Origin of the sequence: Acetobacter senegalensis (genome assembly GCF_001499615.1) — a bacterium.
GTDB classification, from domain to species: domain Bacteria; phylum Pseudomonadota; class Alphaproteobacteria; order Acetobacterales; family Acetobacteraceae; genus Acetobacter; species Acetobacter senegalensis.
The window spans coordinates 1,446,165-1,465,976 of the sequence record NZ_LN606600.1 but is presented as its reverse complement, the minus strand read 5'-3'; the positions used below and the strand labels follow the sequence as shown (position 1 = coordinate 1,465,976).

At 56.5% G+C, this 19,812-nt stretch carries 16 protein-coding genes; 12 read left to right on the top strand and 4 right to left on the bottom strand.

All coding sequences use genetic code 11. The features are described 5' to 3' along the window. Nucleotides 1-125: 125 nt before the first annotated feature. Nucleotides 126-677, bottom strand: a complete 552-nt coding sequence (locus ASN_RS06520; RefSeq protein ID WP_006559608.1) for a 2'-5' RNA ligase family protein — start codon at nt 675-677, stop codon at nt 126-128. A 185-nt stretch (nt 678-862) separates the two neighbouring features. Between ASN_RS06520 and ASN_RS06515 the strand changes: the two genes are divergently transcribed. From ASN_RS06515 to cyoD, 5 genes are all read left to right on the top strand, one after another. Next, nucleotides 863-1,639 carry a Bax inhibitor-1/YccA family protein gene (locus ASN_RS06515; protein WP_006559607.1) on the top strand — a complete coding sequence of 259 codons (777 nt, stop codon included), beginning with the start codon at nt 863-865 and terminating at the stop codon, nt 1,637-1,639. Between the two features lie 618 nt (nt 1,640-2,257). Beyond that, complete coding sequence (gene cyoA / locus ASN_RS06510; RefSeq protein ID WP_006559606.1) at nt 2,258-3,181, top strand: ubiquinol oxidase subunit II; 924 nt, start codon at nt 2,258-2,260, stop codon at nt 3,179-3,181. A 5-nt stretch (nt 3,182-3,186) separates the two neighbouring features. After that, on the top strand, nt 3,187-5,178 hold the full coding sequence (gene cyoB, locus ASN_RS06505; RefSeq protein ID WP_035380648.1) for a cytochrome o ubiquinol oxidase subunit I: 1,992 nt from the start codon (nt 3,187-3,189) through the stop codon (nt 5,176-5,178). Next, nucleotides 5,178-5,783: a cytochrome o ubiquinol oxidase subunit III gene (cyoC, locus tag ASN_RS06500; RefSeq protein ID WP_035380646.1), complete on the top strand. Its 606-nt coding sequence runs from the start codon at nt 5,178-5,180 to the stop codon at nt 5,781-5,783. The genes cyoB and cyoC overlap by 1 nt, the downstream gene beginning before the upstream one ends. Beyond that, a complete protein-coding gene (cyoD, locus tag ASN_RS06495; protein ID WP_006557382.1) occupies nt 5,783-6,115 on the top strand; it encodes a cytochrome o ubiquinol oxidase subunit IV in 333 nt (110 codons plus the stop codon). The genes cyoC and cyoD overlap by 1 nt, the downstream gene beginning before the upstream one ends. Before the next feature lie 649 nt (nt 6,116-6,764). On the opposite strand, the gene fdxA is transcribed toward cyoD, so the two are convergent. After that, nucleotides 6,765-7,097 carry a ferredoxin FdxA gene (gene fdxA, locus ASN_RS06490; protein ID WP_039903344.1) on the bottom strand — a complete coding sequence of 111 codons (333 nt, stop codon included), beginning with the start codon at nt 7,095-7,097 and terminating at the stop codon, nt 6,765-6,767. Nucleotides 7,098-7,265: 168 nt separating this feature from the next. After that, a complete protein-coding gene (locus ASN_RS06485) occupies nt 7,266-9,854 on the bottom strand; it encodes a helicase-related protein (protein ID WP_058989197.1) in 2,589 nt (862 codons plus the stop codon). 107 nt (nt 9,855-9,961) lie between these two features. Here ASN_RS06485 and ASN_RS06480 point away from each other — a divergent pair, with 107 nt between their 5' ends. The 3 genes from ASN_RS06480 (at nt 9,962) to ASN_RS06470 (ending at nt 12,600) form a co-directional block, all read left to right on the top strand. Next, a complete protein-coding gene (locus ASN_RS06480) occupies nt 9,962-11,401 on the top strand; it encodes a leucyl aminopeptidase family protein (protein ID WP_058987635.1) in 1,440 nt (479 codons plus the stop codon). Between the two features lie 159 nt (nt 11,402-11,560). Beyond that, nucleotides 11,561-11,980 carry a MarR family transcriptional regulator gene (locus ASN_RS06475; protein ID WP_006557388.1) on the top strand — a complete coding sequence of 140 codons (420 nt, stop codon included), beginning with the start codon at nt 11,561-11,563 and terminating at the stop codon, nt 11,978-11,980. A 170-nt stretch (nt 11,981-12,150) separates the two neighbouring features. After that, on the top strand, nt 12,151-12,600 hold the full coding sequence (locus ASN_RS06470) for a hypothetical protein (protein ID WP_006557389.1): 450 nt from the start codon (nt 12,151-12,153) through the stop codon (nt 12,598-12,600). A gap of 32 nt (nt 12,601-12,632) precedes the next feature. Here ASN_RS06470 and ASN_RS06465 read toward each other — a convergent pair whose 3' ends face one another. Next, complete coding sequence (locus tag ASN_RS06465) at nt 12,633-13,730, bottom strand: MraY family glycosyltransferase (protein WP_050942253.1); 1,098 nt, start codon at nt 13,728-13,730, stop codon at nt 12,633-12,635. On the opposite strand from ASN_RS06465, the gene ASN_RS06460 reads away from it, so the two are divergent. The 4 genes from ASN_RS06460 to ASN_RS06445 all read left to right on the top strand — a co-directional run bounded on the left by ASN_RS06460 (nt 13,724) and on the right by ASN_RS06445 (nt 19,798). Next, complete coding sequence (locus ASN_RS06460; protein WP_058987633.1) at nt 13,724-15,733, top strand: polysaccharide biosynthesis protein; 2,010 nt, start codon at nt 13,724-13,726, stop codon at nt 15,731-15,733. The two genes, ASN_RS06465 and ASN_RS06460, sit on opposite strands and share 7 nt — an antisense overlap. After that, nucleotides 15,733-16,869 carry a DegT/DnrJ/EryC1/StrS family aminotransferase gene (locus ASN_RS06455; protein ID WP_039903348.1) on the top strand — a complete coding sequence of 379 codons (1,137 nt, stop codon included), beginning with the start codon at nt 15,733-15,735 and terminating at the stop codon, nt 16,867-16,869. The genes ASN_RS06460 and ASN_RS06455 overlap by 1 nt, the downstream gene beginning before the upstream one ends. Nucleotides 16,870-16,882: 13 nt before the next feature. Next, entirely contained in the window at nt 16,883-17,347 is a 465-nt protein-coding gene (locus ASN_RS06450; protein ID WP_035380638.1) for a hypothetical protein, read from the top strand. Between the two features lie 294 nt (nt 17,348-17,641). Further along, on the top strand, nt 17,642-19,798 hold the full coding sequence (locus ASN_RS06445; protein ID WP_231948502.1) for a TonB-dependent siderophore receptor: 2,157 nt from the start codon (nt 17,642-17,644) through the stop codon (nt 19,796-19,798). The last annotated feature ends 14 nt before the right edge of the window (nt 19,799-19,812 follow it).

Genomic DNA, 19,812 nt, shown 5'->3' with positions numbered 1-19,812 from the left:
CACGTCAGAGGAATAGCTGATACCAGCCCGTGCAATAATTTGCTGGCGTTACAGAGGGGTAGAGGCGGTACATCTTCTCACGGAAGAAGGTAATCATCGTGATCCGCACAATGTTATAACAAACATTATACAAATGATCCTGGTGGCGCGAAGAGATAATTTGTCTCTGGCATAAACAGTGTTGTTTCTCTGTTTTTCCATGAGCGGAAAAGGGTAATTTCCGAAATGGAAGATGTGGTGAAAACTGTCTGATGATGGAGTTGTATCCACGCGCTGACATCCTCTGGCGGGACGGCAGTTATTGTGGCCAGCGGGATGCTGAGAGGGGCGCAAATGCGCGCATTCTTCACGCCCGCCCGCTTTGCTGCCGAGAGGGATTTCACGGAAAGGTGATCAAGCGCTGCTGAACGAATTTTGAGTTCAAGCGTGATTCGGTCTCGCCTCGTAAAGACATCGAAGCCGTCAGGTACGAAGGAGGCGGGTTCCTTCATGCGTAACCCATGCAGGGCGTGGTCCAGCTCTTCCAGCGTGAAGGGGTGTGTCACGTCTCCCAGGCTGCACAGGGGAAGAAAAAGGAAAGAGGCCGGTTCCCACGTCTTGTCCTGAAAGTGGTTTTGCAGAGCCAGTAGGCCGTCACGCAAATCATCGGGAAGAGTGATGCCAATTGTCAGATACATCGAAAAACCTTGAGGTCTGCCTGACAACGCAGGCGGAAAGGGAAGGTCGGGCGACAGACCCTGGGGCATCCGTTCTGATGGATGCAGCCTGACACCATAAGATAAGGGCCTGACCCTTGACGCAGTGGCAGGGCAGCCACAAGTATAAAGCAAAGCCGGCTTGTCCGGACAAGGAGAGGAAAACAATGTCGTTCGGTCACGACTTTCGTTCACCTGCCGCAGCATCTGGGTGGAATGCTCAGGCTGGCGCACTGGATGCAGGCCTGCGGGCTTATATGCTGCGGGTCTATAACTGGATGGCATCCGGGCTGCTGCTGACGGCAATCGTCGCTTATGCAGTTGCCTTTACGGGCCTGCGTGGGCTGTTTTTCCAGTTAACCCCAACCCCCGGCGGTATGGCGCTGCATCCCACTCTGCTGGGTGGCGCTGCAATGATCGCTCCGTTGGGCTTTGTGCTTGTGATGTCTTTTGGTGTGAACCGTCTGTCACGCCAGGGCGCGCAGGGACTGTTCTGGGCATTCTGCGCCACCATGGGGGCCAGTCTTTCCAGCATCTTCCTGGTTTACACCGGCGTTTCCGTTGTGCGCGTGTTTCTGGTGACAGCCTGCATGTTTGGCGCAACATCCCTGTGGGGCTACACCACCAAGGCAAATCTGGCCAAATTCGGCTCTTTCCTGATGATGGGGCTGTTTGGGCTGATTATCGCTGGTCTGGTGAATATCTTTCTTAAAAGCCCGGCAGTGTACTTTGTGTACAGTATTGTTGGCGTATTCATCTTCACCGCGTTCAGTGCGTTTGATGCGCAGCGTATCCGGGTGACCTATCCGCAGTATGCTGCTTACGAAGGGCCCGATGAAGCTGCCAAGCGCAGTGTCTATGATGCCCTGAGCCTTTACCTGAACTTCATCAACCTGTTTCAGTTTCTGTTGCAGTTCATGGGTGTCAGAAACACCAACGACTAAGAAGTCGCTACCTCTCACCTTTTCATCCTAGGAGAGAGGAGTCTGTGTCTTCCAGCAGAGCCCGGCCTAATAAGGCCGGGCTTTTTTGCTGAGTCAGCTATGCGATGAACGAAAAGGACCATAATAGTCCGAAATAAGTTCAAAATAAGACTTATACTAAGCACGATGAAGTGAGTAACGCGCGCGTGATAATTCAGAAGCGCAATTATCCCATTGAAAAACATAAATAAATTTAGAGCCCGCAAAAATATTGAAACAATTTGAAATAAATTGTGATATCTTGTGACTCTTTAAAATCAGCGAAATAACACGGTGAGGAAACATTCCTTGGGCAATGGCCTCAGTGTGATGAAGGGCTGATGGAACTTTTCAGACATTGAGAATCTGGCCTTTAGGAATAAAGTAGCGCTCAGGGCGTTTCTGCTGCCTGTGGGAGTTCTGCGCTGCCCGGCATGAAGGCTGTTTCAACCGGTTGGTGAAACTGCCTGCATGTCGGCCTTGTGGTGTGTGAGTTCTGCGGGGCCGGAACGTAGTTTCTTGCTGTTGTCCGGCTTCTATGGCAGCAGGAGCAGAGAGTCTTTGTGAGGCTAAGTTGATGTCAGAACCAAGAGGCGTGCGATGAAAAACAAGTTACTGGCGAGAATGGCGCGATTAGGCGGCCTATCGTCAGCGTTGCTGCTTGCCGGGTGTGAATTGGATGTTCTAGACCCGAAAGGCCCGGTTGGTGAGGGTGTGAAATCACTCATCCTTACCTCAACAGTCGCGATGCTGATTGTGGTGGTCCCGACCATCATTCTGTCTCTGGTTTTCGCCTGGCAGTATCGCCAGTCCAACACCAGCGCGGAATATCTTCCCAAATGGTGTCACTCCAACAAGATCGAACTGGTTATCTGGGGCGTTCCCACGCTGATCATTATCTTTCTTGCCGTGATCACCTACCAGACCTGTCATTCCCTTGATCCGTACAAGCCGCTGGAAGCTGAAGCGACCACCAAGCCGCTGCACGTTGAGGTTGTGGCTCTGGACTGGAAATGGCTGTTCATCTACCCCGAACAGGGTATTGCCACCGTTAACCAGCTGGCCATTCCGGTTAACACGCCCATCGATTTCGTGATTACCTCTGATTCCGTGATGAACTCTTTCTTCATCCCGCGTCTTGGTTCCATGATTTACGCCATGGCGGGCATGCAGACCCAGCTTCACCTGCTGGCCAGCGAACCGGGTGATTACCTGGGTGAATCCGCCAACTACAGTGGCCGTGGTTTTTCTGACATGAAATTCCGTACGCTGGCTGTAAGCGGTGATGAATTCAACGCATGGGTTGATAAAGTTAAATCTTCGTCCGAGCAGCTTGATAGCCAGACCTATCCGAAGCTGGCTGCGCCGAGCGAAGCTAATCCTGTCGAATATTTCGCGCACGTTGAACCCGGAATGTTCAACACGATCGTAGCCAAGTACAATAACGGCATGGTCATGGACAAAAACACCGGACAGATGATCCAGGTGCAGTCCGCGATGTCCGACATGAATATGAAGGAATAGGATCTATGCTAGGGAGACTATCGTTATCGGCCATCCCGTTGGATGTTCCGATCCTTGTAGGCACGTTCTTGGGCGTTGCCATTGTCGGTCTCGCGGTTCTGGGGCTGATCACCTATTACGGGAAGTGGGGCTATCTCTGGAAAGAGTGGTTTACTTCTGTTGATCACAAGCGTCTGGCGGTGATGTACATCATCCTGGCGCTCGTTGCTCTGTTCCGCGGTTTTGCGGACGCTATCATGATGCGTACCCAGCTGGCCCTGGCCTATGCTGGTAACCCAGGCTACCTGCCGCCACACCATTACGATCAGATCTTCTCCGCTCACGGAACGATCATGATCTTCTTCCTGGCGATGGCGTTCATGACCGGTCTGTTCAACTTCGTTGTGCCGCTTCAGATCGGCGCTCGCGACGTTGCCTTCCCGTTCCTGAACAACCTGAGCTTCTGGATGACGGCCATTGCGTTTATTCTGGTGAACGTTTCCCTGTTCATCGGTGAATTCTCGCAGTGTGGCTGGCTGGCCTACCCGCCGCTGTCTGAAACTCAGTTCAGCCCTGGCGTCGGTGTAGACTATTATATCTGGGCCATTCAGCTTTCGGGTGTTGGCACCCTGCTGACAGGTGTGAACTTCTTCGTGACGATCGTGAAGATGCGCGCTCCTGGCATGACCTGGATGAAAATGCCGGTTTTCACCTGGACCGCTTTCTGTGCTTCCATCCTGATCATGGTTTCCTTCCCTGTGCTGACGGTTGCCGTTGCGCTGCTGGGTCTGGACCGTTACTTCGGCATGCACTTCTTCACCAATGACGGTGGTGGTAATCAGATGATGTACCTCAACCTGATCTGGGCATGGGGTCATCCGGAAGTTTATATTCTTGTTATTCCCGCCTTCGGCGTGTTCTCTGAAGTTGTTCCTGCGTTCTCCCAGAAGCCGCTGTTCGGCTATGGCACCATGGTCTACGCAACCTGCGCGATCATGATCCTGTCCTTCCTGGTGTGGGTGCATCACTTCTTCACAATGGGCGCTGGTCCGGACGTGAACGCCTTCTTCGGCATTGCAACCATGGTGATCTCCATCCCCACGGGTGTGAAGCTGTTTAACTGGATGTTCACCATGTATAAGGGCCGCATCCAGTTCCATGCCTGCATGTACTGGGCCGTTGGCTTCATGGTGACCTTCACCATCGGTGGTATGACCGGTGTGATGATGGCCATTCCGGGCGCTGACTTCGTTCTGCATAACTCCCTGTTCCTGATTGCTCACTTCCATAACGTGATTATCGGTGGTGTGTATTTCGGTTACATCTGTGGCATGAACTTCTGGTTCCCGAAGGTTATGGGCTTCAAGCTGAACGAAAGCTGGGGCATCCGTGCTTTCTGGTTCTGGTTCGTTGGCTTCTACTTCGCGTTCGTTCCGCTGTATGTTGTTGGTTTCCAGGGCATGACCCGTCGTCTGAACCACTACGACAACCCGGCCTGGCACCCTTGGCTGCTGGTTGCTGAAGTGGGTGCGGTGCTGATCCTGTTCGGTATCGTCTGTCAGCTGACGCAGCTTTATGTTTCCATCCGTGACCGCAACCTGCCGCAGAACCGTGACGTAACGGGTGATCCGTGGAACGCACGTTCTCTCGAATGGTCCACGTCTTCTCCGCCGCCGGTGTACAACTTTGCTCTGGTTCCCCACGTGCATGAGCTCGACGCTTTCATGCATGACAAGGAAAACGGCATTGATACCCGTCGTGCAGGTGGCCCTTATGAAGCAATCCATATGCCGAAAAACACGGCAGCTGGTTTCCTCGTGGGTGCTTTCAGCCTGGTCCTTGGTTTTGCCGCTGTCTGGTACATCTGGTGGCTGGCTGCTATTGGTCTGATTGGTGTGATCGGGACGGTTATTGCCCGTAGTGCCAACAAGGATATCGATTTCTATATCCCTGCTGAAGAAGTTGCCCGGATCGAGAACGAGCATTCCCGTAAACTGATGGCACAGGCAGCTGAGTAATGGCGCACGATACAACTGTTCCGACCTCGGGCCACGACGAACATCACCACGAATCTCCGGTGGTGTTCGGGTTCTGGGTCTACCTGATGACGGACTGCATTATCTTCGGCTCTCTGTTTGCCGCGTTTGCAGTCCTGCGTAACCAGTTCAATGGCGGTCCTAGCGGCCATGAACTTTTCGAACTGAGCGGACTTGGGCTGGAAACAGCCCTTCTGCTGGTCTCTTCCATCACTTATGGGTTTGGCATGATTGCCGCCCATAAGAACGAGATCAGCAAAGTCATCATGTGGCTGGGTGTGACCTTCCTGCTGGGCCTTGGCTTTGTCGGGCTGGAAGTGAACGAATTCGCTCACATGATTCATGAAGGTGCAGGGCCGGATCGCAGTGCGTTCCTGTCTGCCTTCTTCACGCTGGTGTCGACCCACGGTCTGCATGTGACCTGTGGTCTGATCTGGATTGTTACCCTGATCGTTCAGCTGATGGGTACAACCGAGATCCCGGAACGCATGATGAACAAGCTCACCTGTCTGAGCCTGTTCTGGCACTTTCTGGATATCGTCTGGATCTGCGTCTTCACCTATGTCTATCTGGCGAGCATGATCTGATGAGCGATCTTCACACAACCTCCTCTGGTGAGAGCCACGGTAGCGTATCGTCTTACATTATCGGGTTTGTTCTCGCCGTTATCCTGACGGTTCTGGCTTTTGCAGTTGTTGCAACGCATAGCCTGTCCCCGTCTGGTACCGTGCTGGCAATTTCTGCTCTGGCTCTGGTTCAGGTGCTGGTTCACCTGCACTACTTCCTCCACATGGGTGGTGGGTCCGAGCAGCGCTGGAACAACATCTGCTTTGTGTTCACGGTTGGATTTGTTGCCATCTTCATCATTGGCACCCTGTTCATCATGAACAACACAGCTCTGCACATGATGTCCCGCTAATACGGGATAGCATCAGCCGGTATCCGGCAGATGCGCATGTGAAAAGGCCGCAGGATTTTTCCTGCGGCCTTTTTTGCGTCTGGCAGAAAAGGCGTGATGCCGGTGCGATCAGGGTGTGATGCGGTGGTCTCCTCATAGTTACGCATACGAGGGGCGGCGCAGTTGTGGAGCGGGGAAAGGCATGTTGTGGAAGGCTGTTAAGCCTAATCATCCCGATCCGAGAACCTGGGAGGTCTCCATACAGTGCAGGCAAACAATATGGCTCTGGTTTCCGTTAAAGGGGGGCACCACTCTGCAGGAAGCTGTTCAAAAGGCTGGAGTTGTGGGGTGCCAAGGGGCCGGCTGAAAGAGGGCGCTAAAAATGCAACTTTGCCCTCAGGATACAGTCGCTTCGGGCCTCAAAGGCAAGGCATGAAAGCATAGAAAGAAGCACCAGATCGACCTGAACGATCTTTGACTCAGCCTTCAGGCGTCTTCTGCTTCACAGGGCGGTCTATGGTTGCTGCGGCTTTTCGCATTCCATGGGTTTGGAGGGCTGATGCCTGTGTGTGATGAGCAACCAGGAAACGGGCATAAAAAAACGGCGTGGGCTGCTGGAAAGCAGCGCACCACGCCGTTGTGAAGCACAGGGTAATAAAAAGCCTGTGGATCAGTCTTTCTGCGGCTCCGGAGAAAGGAGTTCAGCCTTGCCGGGCTTGTCTTTCCATTCTTCCGCATCAGCCGGGGGTGTGCCCTTACGCGTGATGTTCGGCCATTGGGTTGCGTATTTTGCGTTGAGTTCCGCCCATGCTGTCGCACGATCATCGCTATCGGGGAAAATTGCTTCGGCGGGGCATTCAGGCTCGCACACGCCGCAGTCAATGCATTCGTCTGGATTGATTACCAGAAAGTTTTCACCGGCGTAGAAGCAGTCAACAGGGCAGACTTCCACACAGTCCATGAATTTGCAGCGGATGCAGTTTTCAGTGACCACGTAGGTCATTGCCATCTCCGAAATTATCTGGGGGCCGGATCAAGTCGGGCCAAAGTAAGATGGCACGCACCATACCGGCCCATACCACCAACGATGGCGCATGATATGAGGGGCTTTTTCCCCTATGGCAACCCGCTTGCGTGCGGTATCGCCATTTCCACCAAAGCGGACCTGAGTTTAACGACGTTTTTGCAACACTGCCAGTGCTGCAAAGGGACCAGAAGGCGGCGGCAGGGTGATGGAAGGCTTTTTTTTGTGGCGTGATCGCGCCCGACTGGAAACTGCCGAGCGCACAGGCTGAAGCATAACCGGGATTGGGGGGCCAAATTGCGCCTTTTCCAGCGGTAAAGCGGGCTTGAAACGGATGCCCAGCCCTTTCAGCACCGCTGGCAGATCAGCGGCGGACGCACCAAGCCGTGACGCGATACCCGCCGGTAAGGGATAAGGCGTGCTCCGCGCCAGAGTGCCAAGGCTTTTTCTGATATCTTCCGCAATGTCGAGTCGTACCCACAGAGGGCCAGCATCAACCCAGCCGATACGCGATAAGAGGAGCCGTTCCTGCCCTGAGCAAGCAGGCATTTGCTCTGTTTTGAAAGACACAGCTCCAGCCCGAGGGAGGAGAAGGGGAGGGCGGTCTTCCCTGAGGGTCAGCAGCAGGTTGCGCAGGCGCATGGCGGCAGGACGCAACAGGGATGCGCAGAACAGGGCTGTAGGACCTGTGGTGATGCCTGCTTTGCGGAGAACTGCCACATTCTGGGGGGAAAGGTAGTCTGCAGGTGGCAGCGGCATCAGCCCCCCCTGTTCCAGCAGGCCGTGCAATACGCCGCGTAGCACCGGCTTGTGGGCAACGGCCTCAGCAGCCCGAAAGAGGGGGGCAAGGGTGTGTTCAATGGTCTGCCGGACAAACGCGCTCAGCCGAAGGCGGATACGCTCCCTGTGTGCGGCATCCAGAAATTCGGCACTGGTGACATGCACGCCCGGCTGCAGAAGCTCCTCGCTTTTGACAAGGCGGCCAATGGGGTCTTCCTCCCAGAACAGGGTGCCCGTTTCCAGATCCAGCCTCAGGCTGCCGTCCGGGGCTTGCAGAAACTGAGAGACACGGCGCGGGATCTCACTTCGGGCTGCCCGGCGGGCCGCGCGTAACAGAAGGGGCTGGTCAGAACGGGCCGCTTCCTGATCAGGAATAAAGGCAAAGCCCCGCATATGGCCAACTGCGTGCCCTTCCACACTGACCTCGCCAGTGCGCGTAATGGCGGAAAGCAGGGGCTTGCTGTCTGCTTCTTCCAGCCTGCGGGCCAGGCTGGTGGCGCGTTTATCCACAAAGCGGGCAGCCAGTCTTTCATGCAGAATGTCGGAAAGCGTGTCTTCTATGGTGCGGGTCCGCACACGCCATAGGTCCGGGTCTTCAACCCAATCCGCCCGGTTGGCCACGTAGGCCCAGATCCGAATCCCCATAAGGCGGTGCATCAGGGACTCGATATCCCCTTCCGTGCGCTCAAGGTTCAGCAGCCGTGGCTCCAGCCAGGAGGACGGCAATCTGCCTTGCTGCGCCAGTGTGACAAAAATCTGGGCGCATTGGCGGATATGGCTGTCTTCTCCCAGTTTGCGGAAATCCGGAATCTGGCACACTTCCCATAACAGCCGGGTGCGGTCCGCCCCTTTGCTCAGGCTCTGAATGGTTGGGTCACGCATCAGCGCGTTCAGCACCAGAAGGTCAGAGGCTGGTTCGGCTCCCCACAGGCCCGGGGCCGGAACCCGTTGGCACAAGCTGGCATGCAGCGCGGTGGGGGAGGTGTAGTCCAGCGTGCTGTTGCGCCAGTATAAATGGTGCAGGGGTTCAAACTGGTGAGTTTCTACCGCTTCCACCACATTTTCTGGCAATGGCGGGCAATCGCCAGTGGTGCCAAAGGTTCCATCCTGTGTGCCACGTCCGGCGCGGCCTGCAATCTGCGCAATTTCTGCTGCGGCCAGCATGCGTCTGCGGGAGCCATCAAACTTTGAAAGCCCGGCAAAAGCCACATGATGGATATCCATGTTCAGGCCCATGCCTATGGCATCGGTCGCGACCAGATAATCTACTTCCCGGTTCTGATAGAGCGCCACCTGCGCGTTGCGGGTGCGCGGGGAAAGCTGGCCCATCACCACCGCGCATCCACCCCGGCGGCGACGAATCAGTTCGGCAATGGCGTAAACATCCCCGGCGGAAAACGCCACAATGGCGGTGCGGGGCGGCAGACGGCTGAGCCGCGTGAAGCCGGTATGCACCAGATTGGATAAACGGGGGCGCGTTTCAATCTCTATGCCGCGAATAAGGGTGCGCAGCACAGGGGCTATGGTTTCCGCGCCCAAAAACAGCGTTTCCGCTTCTCCTCTGGCGTTTAGCAGACGATCCGTGAAAACATGGCCGCGTTCCGGGTCAGCACAGAGCTGGATTTCATCAACCGCCACAAAATCCACACGCCGGTCCATGGGCATGGCTTCAACCGTGCAGGAGAACCAGCGTGCTCCCGGTGGAATAATTTTTTCTTCCCCGGTGATGAGCGCCACGGAGCGCACGCCTTTCAGCTTGACCATGCGCTCGTAATTTTCTCGCGCCAGAAGGCGGAGCGGAAACCCCATAACGCCAGAGGTGTGCGCCAGCATGCGTTCCAGCGCCAGATGGGTTTTGCCGGTATTGGTCGGCCCCAGTATGGCCCGCACGGGGGCATCCTCGGTAGTGGCGGATAAGTGCGCACGGGCAGCCGGACGGCGGCGGGGGATATCCATCATGCCGCCATGGTCCGTCGGTATGCACGGAAAAGCAACCCGTTCCTGTGTGGGAGCCATTGCATCGGGCCAATGGCAGGCGCAGTTTTGAAACAGGAGGAATGCCCATGTCTGTTCGAGAAGCTGATTGTCTCACTGTTTTGCGGCGTCGCCAGAAGGATGGGCCCACGGTGCATGGTGTGCGCGCCGCGGATGATGCGACGCTGGAAAGCACGCTGAAAACCCTGCTGGGGGCAGAAGCTGCCACCTTTGCGTTGGCCTGCGGTTTTACCGCCCGGCCCGGCCAGTTGGTATTGGTGCCCGATAGCCAGGGTCACCCCGTGGGGCTGTTTGGCGTGCCTGAAAAAGGCCGTAGAGACCCGTATGTGTTTGGTGCGCTGGCGCGAAACCTGCCGGAAGGAGACTGGCAGGTACGAGTGCCAGACGGAGTTTTGCGCGCGGATGTGCTGCTGGGGTTCTGCCTTGGGGCATATCAGTTTTCTCTCAAGGGAGAGGTTCCATCCGGCAAGAGTGTTCGGCTGGTTGTGACAGAGGCTGAGCGGAAAGGGCTGGCGGTTGAGATGGCGCGGTCCATCTGGCTTGCGCGTGATCTGATCAATACCCCCGCCAATCTGCTTGGGCCGTCTGATTTGGCACATGCAGCGCGTGAGGCCCTGAGCCCGTTTGGCGCAGATGTGGAGATCATCAAGGGCAAGACGCTGGACAAAGCCTATCCCCTGCTGGCGCATGTGGGCAATGGCTCGGAACGCGGCCCGCGCGTGGCGGTGGCACGCTGGCGCGGCAGCAAGGCAGGCAAGAACGCGCCGCTTCTGTCTCTGGTTGGGAAGGGCGTGTGTTTTGATTCCGGCGGCTACGATATCAAACCGTCTTCCGGCATGTTGCGCATGAAAAAGGATATGGGGGGCGCTGCATCCGTTCTGGCGCTGGCCCGCCTGATCATGACGCAGGATCTGCCCGTCCGTTTGGAAGTGCGGCTGGGATGTGTGGAAAACAGTGTTTCCGGCCATGCCATGCGTCCTCTGGATGTGGTGAAAAGCCGGGCTGGCCTGACAGTCGAAATTGGCAACACTGATGCTGAAGGACGGCTGGTGCTGTGTGATCTGCTGACCGAAGCCGGAGAGGTCAGCCCGGATCTGCTGCTGGATATGGCCACCCTGACCGGCGCGGCCCGTGTGGCGCTGGGGCCGGATCTGCCCGCGCTGTTCTGTAATGATGACAGTCTGGCAGAGATGCTTCTTGAAGTAAGTGAGCGTGAAGCAGACCCGCTATGGCGGTTACCACTATGGCAGGGCTATGCCGGATGGTTGCGGAGTCCTGTTGCGGACCTCAACAATATTTCCTCTAAACCTATGGCGGGCTCAATAACGGCCGGACTGTTTCTTGAACGTTTTGTAAAAGCAGGCCAGCGGTGGGCGCATATCGACACGTATGCCTGGAATGACAGCAGCCGTGCCGGACGGCCTGAAGGCGGGGATTCTCCTGGGGTTCGGGCTCTTTTTGCTGCCCTCAAACTTGTTTTTGACACAAAAGCCGGAGCGGGATCGTAAAGAAATAAAATCGTAATGGAACTATTTTGTCATTACATGATTTAAATATCTAGACCGGTTCCTATATAAGCCTCACGAGAAGACACCGGGTAACAAACGTTGAGTCCGATGCCGCGCCGCGAGGCTGACCATCGGTGTGATAAAAAGGATAAGAGTCTGATGGCACAGAATGCCGCAAAAGCAGAAGAACTGGTCAAAACGCTGCGGGACACCATTGTCTCTTTGGTGCGGAGTGACGGGCCGGACCTCTCTGCGCGCCAGCTTGCCGTTTTCCTGACCTGCTATCTGGATGAAAGCGGCCACACCGTGCGCGGTCTGGCTTCCAGCCTGAACGTATCCAAGCCCGCCATCACGCGTGCGCTTGACCGTCTGGGTGAACTGGATCTGGCACGCCGCAAGGTGGACCCGCTGGACCGTCGTTCCGTGCTGGTGCAGCGCACACCCAAAGGGGCTGCCTACCTGAAGGAAATCCGCTCCATCATGGGTGAAGCCGCCACGGAAGAAGCCCGCAAGGGCCGCAGTGAAGAGAAAAAGGAACAGCCTGCCCGCCGCACACTGCGTCGTGTTGCCGCAGCCTGAATGACGTAAAAACTCTTTCCGTCCCGCCTGCGCCGCCAAGGAGCAGCGGGGCGGAAAGAGAAACTTTTTCCCGCATAGAGCGTTCTTCTTAAAGACTTTCGAGAGCAGGACTGACCCCGTGAGGCAGTTCTTTGCCCCCGCAAAGACTCAAGAAAAAAAGGAATGTTTCCATGCGGTTTGCTTCTGTTGCCGCTGTAGCGGCACTGACTATTGCTTCAGCTTCTTTTGCTCCCGCAGCGCATGCGGCGGATGCAATGGGCACCCCCACCGGCAAAATCACGCTTTCCGCCAAATCAGCCGATGTCGGGCTGGGCTATACGTGGGGTGATGGCACTCTCTCTTTTGGCGGCAAAACCTATAGATTTTCCGTAACAGGCGGCACGATTGCCGCTGTTGGATACTCGAAGATCGAGGGCACGGGCACGGTTTATAACCTGCATCGCGTGCAGGATTTTGCCGGAACCTATGGCGCAGCACATGGTGAAGCCACGCTGGGTACTGGTCTGGGCGGGGCGGTGCTTGAGAACAAGAACGGTGTGCGCATCAAGATCGAGACCATTTCCAAAGGTGCTCGTCTTGCCAGTTCTGCGCAGGGTCTCACATTTGAGTTGAAGAAATAACGAACGGCCTAAGTTTATCAGAGCGCGCTGCCCTACCACGGCCCTACCGGGTGGCGGCGTGTTCTGAAAACAGCCAGGGCAACCCAGCCAATCTGGGGGGCCAGCAGAAGCGGTAGCGCAAGGCATGCACCGTTGAACGGTGGGAGGGCGGCGACCAGTAACGCCACAATGCCTCCCCAGCACACAAACACCCATTCACATACGGCAATCAGCACGGGGTTCATGCCGCTGCGGTGCAATACCTGATAAATATGCCCTCTGTGCGCTTGTACCAGAGAGTGCCCGGCCAGTTTGCGGCGCACCAACGTAAACAGCACATCAAAAATCAGGGGAAACAGCAGGGCGGGGCCTAACAGCCAGCCCGATGGTTTGATGGAATGCTGGGTCATATACAGCGCCGCTGTTCCGGCCAGAAGACCACAGCCCTGGCTTCCTACGTCGCCCAGAAAAATGCGCGCCTTGGGGAAGTTGAACGGCAGAAAGCCGCACAGGCATCCTGCCAGCAGGAGTGCGGGCCAGATCAGATCCGGCACACCAAAAAAGACACCGGTGGCCGCCACAATCAGGTTGCCGACAATCAGGCAGCCGGAAATCAGACCATTCAGGCCATCCATGAAATTGACGGCGTTGGTTATGAAAATCAGCCACAGCACGGCCAGAAAGGCGCCGGGCAGTGGGGTGGGCCACCCCAGAATGGTGCCCCCTGCCACTACCATGATGGCTGCGGCGCTCTGGGCACAGAATTTGATGGAGGGCCGCCACTGATACATGTCATCCAGCCAGGAGACACAGGCCAGCAGAAGCGTCGCCAGTGCGGTGAGAATAACATCAGCCCGCAGCACGCTCCGGCCTGTTATGTCCTGCACCAGCGGAAAAAAAAGAAAAAATGAGGCCATAACCCCCACGCCACCCCCTTTTGGGGTGGGGCGCTGGTGTGCACTGCGGTGGCCAGGATGGTCAAGAATGGCCAGATTGATCATGACTCGCACAAGCCCGGCTGCAAAAAAAGCCGCGCAAATCAGGCAGAAAACCGCCAGAACAGGGTCAGAAAGAAACATGGGCATCATATCGTGGGGTTGTGCTGCTTCTAGGATGGCAGGTGCTACGCTATAGGTGCAAGGTGATGGCACCGCAACGCTCTGAGTCTTTTCATCGCAGCCCCCGGCTGCGTCCGCTCAATAGAATCCTCGTCAATATCCTGCTGGACGGGATACTGGCGGCTGTTGCTGCGCCTATTGCCCGGTGGCTTGCCGCCCCGCAGGATGGCCTTCTGCACCCGCTATGGTTTCTGGCCGGGGGCGCCATTACGCTGGTTGTCAGTGGGTTGCCCTTCCGTATGCCCCAGCAATACTGGCGGTTTTCCGGCGTTTCAGATCTTCTGGGCATTGCCGGTGCTTCCGTTGCCAGTGCGCTGCTGTTTTCGGCTGGTCTGGTGCTTATGGGGTACCACCTGCCCAGTATCACGTTTCCCATCATTTATGCGCTTGTTCTGCTGATCATGCTGGGAGGGCTGCGAATTGGCTATCGGCTGGCGCATCGCATGGCCGTACGCAAGGCAGACCAGCGGCGGGTGGTTCTGGTGGGGGTAGATACGGTAGCAGACCTCTATCTGCGGGCTATTGAACGTAACCCTCAGGCCGGTATCCGGGTGGTGGGGCTGGTGGCCCTAGGCACCCATCAGGCAGGGCGCCGCATGCACAACGTGCCCATACTGGGGCATGTGGACCATATTGGCACCATTCTGGACAGATTAGCCCGCACGCAGACCCTTCCGGAGTCTCTGGTGGTGACGGAGCCGTCTTTTCGGGGCAAGGGCCTGACACAGGTGCTGGATGCCGCTGCCGCGCATGGCATTGCCGTGCTCCGCACCCCGGCTCTCACTGCGTTGACGCCGGCAGATCGGGTGGAACTGCGCCCTGTGCCGTTGGAAGATCTGCTTAATCGCCCCCAGGTGCCGCTGGATCGTGCCGGAATGGAGCGACTGATCGGGCAGCGCACCGTGCTTGTTACCGGCGCTGGGGGCAGCATCGGTTCAGAACTGGTGCGTCAGATTGCCATGCTGAAGCCGGACAAGCTGATTTTGCTGGATCACGGTGAATTTGAGCTGTGGCAGATTGATATGGAACTGGCGGACAGCGCGCCAAATGTTTCACGTGAAGCGATCGTTGCCGATGTGCGCGATGAAGCGCGGATAGAAGAGGTCATGGGCCGCTTCCGGCCTGATCTGGTGTTTCATGCCGCCGCCCTGAAGCATGTACCGATTGTGGAAGCCAACCCGGCCGAGGGGCTGCTGACCAATGTGCACGGCACCCGCGTTGTGGCAGATGCCGCAGCCCGGCACGGTGCACGCGCCATGATTGTGATTTCAACCGACAAGGCGGTTAACCCTTCCAGTCTGATGGGGGCCGCCAAACGGGCGGCTGAAATGTACTGTCAGGCGCTGGATATCAGGGCGCGGACATCCGGCAACCCGGAGGCTATGCGGTGCATCACCGTGCGGTTTGGCAATGTGCTGGGCTCAACTGGGTCCGTGGTGCCTCTGTTCCGGCGGCAGCTTGAACGCGGGGGGCCGCTGACAGTCACACACCCCGAAATGCGTCGCTATTTCATGACTGTCTCGGAAGCCGTGGGGTTGGTGTTGCAGGCCAGTGTGCGTGGCACCTGTGGGGGCGAAGGGTCCGGCACGGATGCGCTGCTGCGGGATGGCGGCATTTTTGTGCTGGATATGGGCGAACCCGTGAAAATTGTTGACCTCGCCCGGCAGATGATCCGCCTTGCGGGGCTGCGGCCTGATGAGGATGTCAGCATTCGCTTTACCGGCCTGCGGCCGGGGGAAAAGCTATATGAAGAACTCTTCCACGGGCGCGAAGCCCCGGTGCCAACAGACAACCCAGGCCTGCTGATGGCCACCCCGCGTGTGGTGGATATGGCTGACGTAACCGAAGCTGTGGACCAGATTACCCGCTATGCCCGTGCCGCAGATGTGAAGGCTGCCCTGCGCATTCTGGCGTTGCTGGTGCCGGAATTCAATCATAACCCCAAAGGAGAAGTGCGATCTTCCACGCCAGAAGGTGTGGAGAATGGCGCGCCTTTGCCTTCCCCCCATACGGACGGTACAGAACAGGTGGCATGATGAACGAAAAGACAGAACGCCCGATCGCTTTCCTTGATCTGGCGGCGCAGCAGAAGCGCCTTGGCCCAGCCCTGCGTGAGCGGGTGGATGCCGTGTTTGCCCATTGCCGCTTTGTGATGGGGCCGGAAGTCACGGAGCTTGAGCAGCGCCTGGCTGACTGGTGCGGTGCCAAGGACTGTGTAGGCGTCTCCTCCGGCACGGATGCGTTGCAGATTGTCATGATGGCGGAAAATATCGGCCGGGGTGATGCAGTGTTCCTGCCCGCGTTCACCTATACCGCAACGGCTGAAGTGCCTTTGGTGCTTGGGGCTACGCCGGTTTTTGTGGATGTGGACCCCAACACGTTCCAGATTGACCCCGATCATCTGCGCGCCCGCATCCGCGCGGTGCGGGAAGCCGGAAAGCTGACCCCCCGCGCCATTGTCGGGGTGGATCTGTTCGGTCAGCCTGCGCCGTGGGAGCAACTGCGCCAGATCGCGCAGGAGGAAGACCTGTTTCTGCTGGCCGATTGTGCGCAGGCATTTGGGGCCGACCTGAACGGCAAACCTCTGGGGCGGGAAGCGACAGCGACCACGCTTTCTTTTTTCCCGTCCAAACCTCTGGGGGGCTACGGTGATGGCGGGGCCATCCTGACGGATGACCCGGAACGCGCGGACCTTTACCGTTCCCTGCGGACGCATGGCGAGGGCAAAACCCGTTATGAAGTTCTGCGCACGGGCATGAACGGGCGGCTGGATACCATTCAGGCCGCCGTGCTGTTGGCCAAGCTGGATGGCTTCAAGCAGGAACTGGCCCGTCGGGACGAGATTGCCCGCGCCTATGATGCCGGATTGGCAGATGTGGTGCAGGTGCCAGCGCGGGTGCCCAACAGCGCGAGCGCTTGGGCCATCTATGCCATTCTGGTCAAAGATCCGGCGGAGCGTGAGCCCCTGCAGGCCCGCTTGAAGGAGCGTGGTGTTCCATCCGCCATTTATTACCCGTTGCCGCTGCACAAACAGCCCGCGTATCGGGATCATCATGATGGAAGCAGCCTGCCGGTATCAGAAGATCTGGCCACCCGGATTCTGGCATTGCCCATTCATCCGGAACTGACGGATGAAGAGGTTTCCCGTATTATCGCAGCGGTGCGCGGGTAAGGAGAAGAGGCGAATGAGGAAAGAAACGGCGTTTGTTATCGGGTTTCTGGTGCTGACTATTGGCACGGCGTCGTTGATCTGGATGTTCGCGCTGCCCAATTTCAAGCCGATCGTGATGCCGCAGGTGGCCAGCGGCAATATTGAGGTTGGCCCCATGCGGCACAAGCGGGAGCTATCATCAGAGGAAGCCAAGACCGTCAACGCCTGGTTGCAGGACCATAAAGGCGGCTGGGGGCCTTTGAGCCGCACGCCGCCTTCATCTGGTGATTCCCGTGTGATGCTGAAGGATGAAAACGGCAAGGAAGCGCTGGCCATGACACTCTGGACCGGGATCAGTGCTGCAGACTGGAATGACACCGTGTTTCTTGAAACCCCGGATGGTTCCAAAGTCTATATGGAAACCTTCTCGGACAAGGATTTCGCGCCTTTGCGTGCGCTGGTTGACCGGTTCCAGTTCAAACGCTCAGCTTTTCCGTAAAAGGTTGGACTGAGAAACGAACGAGGGAGTGCTGAAGGAGGCGCTTCTTGTTTGCAAAAAAGGCCATCGGGTTTTGCCCGGATGGCCTTTTTTATTGCCCTTTGATGGACCTTACGTGAGGGAAAAATCGTCTTTATCTGGCAGATTACATTACATTAAAGATATAACATCATGGTTTGCAAATGATTCGCAATTCCGTTAAGGCCCTGCTGAGCATATAGCCGCAAGAGATAAAAAACGGGGCCGGGCATGTACCGCAGCAGAGTGACGCACATCATTTTTCTTTCGCTTCTCATGACCGGGGAAGCCATGGCGGCTGATGTGGTGGAAAAACAGGCTCCGTCTCACCGGGCAGGGCGGACTATTGCCAAGCCGGCAAAGGCCAATCCTAAAAAACACACTGAAGACCCTGAAAAAGTGGAAGTTCATGGTCGCAGACTTTCCACAATAGCGTCATCCGCCACCAAGTCGGACACGCCGTTAGTGGAAACCGCTCAGTCCGTTACCGTTGTGACCCGGAACGAGATGGACGTACGCGGCGTGCTCAATCTGAATCAGGCTGTGCGGTATGCTGCTGGCATTACGTCTGATCTGCGCGGTGGGGGTGTGGGCACGCGCTATGATCAGTTTGCTCTGCGTGGGTTCACCGTGCCAACCTTTCTTGATGGCCTGAAACTACAGGACAGTGCTACCGGCTATGCTGTTGCCCAGACTGATACATCCCGTCTGGACCGGGTGGAAATTCTGAAAGGTCCGGCATCTGCCCTGTATGGTCAGTCCAGCCCTGGCGGGTTGGTTGCGCTTTCAAGCAAGCTCCCTACAGAGCAGCGTTTTTATGGGGGCGTGACAACAACAGGCGGGAGTTTTGATCTCTACCGTGTGGATGCCGATGTTGGTGGTTATGCCACGGATAACGGGTTTGTCCGGTACCGGCTGTACGGAACCGTCAATGGCCAGCATAGCCAGCTTGCCCGCACCGGCAGCCGTCGCTTTTCCATCAGTCCATCCTTCACGTTTGGCGGGGACGGCCCCACAACACTCACGCTGCTGGGCAACTATCAGTATGACCCTGAAAACGGCACTTATGGCGGCGCTCCGCTTGTCGGCTCGCTCAAACGGGCATCATTCGGGTATCTGCCGCGTGATTTCTATGACGGCGATGTGCCTTTTGAAAAATTCAATCGGCGGCAGGGCAGTATTACCTACATCCTGAATCATCGTTTCAATAAAGACTGGAGTTTCTCCACGCGTGGCCGTTACGATGATATCAAGACCATATATCGCAGCGTATATAATAGCGGCTATTATAATGAGGACGGCACACTGCCGCGTTCGGCATTTGGTACGAACGAGCATACGCACAATCTGGCGTTTGATAGCCAATTCAAAGGCCATGTGCAGACTGGTCCACTGAGCCACACAATGATGTTCGGCTTTGATTACATGCAGCAGAGTGCCGCAGAGCAGGGTTTCTACGGGAAAGCGCCTGACATGGACGTGCTGCATCCTGATTACCACATGACGATTCCGGCAATGTCGCCATACGTGAATTATCAGACGGATTCACACCAGATTGGCGTGTATGGTCAGGATGAAATCCGCTGGCGTGGACTGGTGCTGACGGGCAGCCTGCGGAATGACTGGTATCGTTCCCATCAGGTAGAACACATCTACAATACAGATACCCGTCAAAACCCAAGCCAGATTACATGGCGCGCTTCTGGCCTGTATCACTTTAACTTCGGCCTTTCGCCCTATATCAGCTATTCCACGTCTTTCCAGCCACAGTCAGGAAGTGTGTCAAGCGATGGCGGGCACACATTCCGTCAGGCAGATCCTTCCATGGGCAAACAGCTTGAAGGCGGCTTGAAGTATCAGATTCCGGGTACATCTGTTCTGTTAACAGCCGCTGGTTTCCACATTGAGCAGACAAACGTTCTGGTGGGCGTTGGCAATCTTGGTTACAGCGTGGAAAGTGGAAAAGTTCACTCCGATGGCTTTGAGTTTGAAGCCCACGCTGAACCCTATAAAAACCTCATGATCACGGCGGCTGTCAGCGTTCAGAAAGTGCGTGATGATTCCACGGGAAAACCGTTGATCCAGTCCGGAAAAGGCAATGCCTCCCTGTTTGCATTCTATACGCTGCCCTCCGGCCCCCTCAAAGGTTTCGGGTTTGGTGGCGGAATGCGGTATTCTGCAAAAGCCTATGGTGGTGAAGCCAGTTACGGGAGCGTATGGGTGCCGCAATATGCCGTTTTTGATGGTTCTTTGAAGTATGACCTTTCCAACCTCTCGCCGTCCTTGCGGGGATGGACTGCGGCGGCAAGTGTTCGCAACCTCTTTAACAAGAACTATATCGGTAACTGTCTGAGCTACGCCTCCTATGGTCAGGAATGGTGTTATTATGGTGAACGCCGGAACGCGCAGGGTAGCATTGGCTTCAGTTGGTAAATTCGTTTGTTACC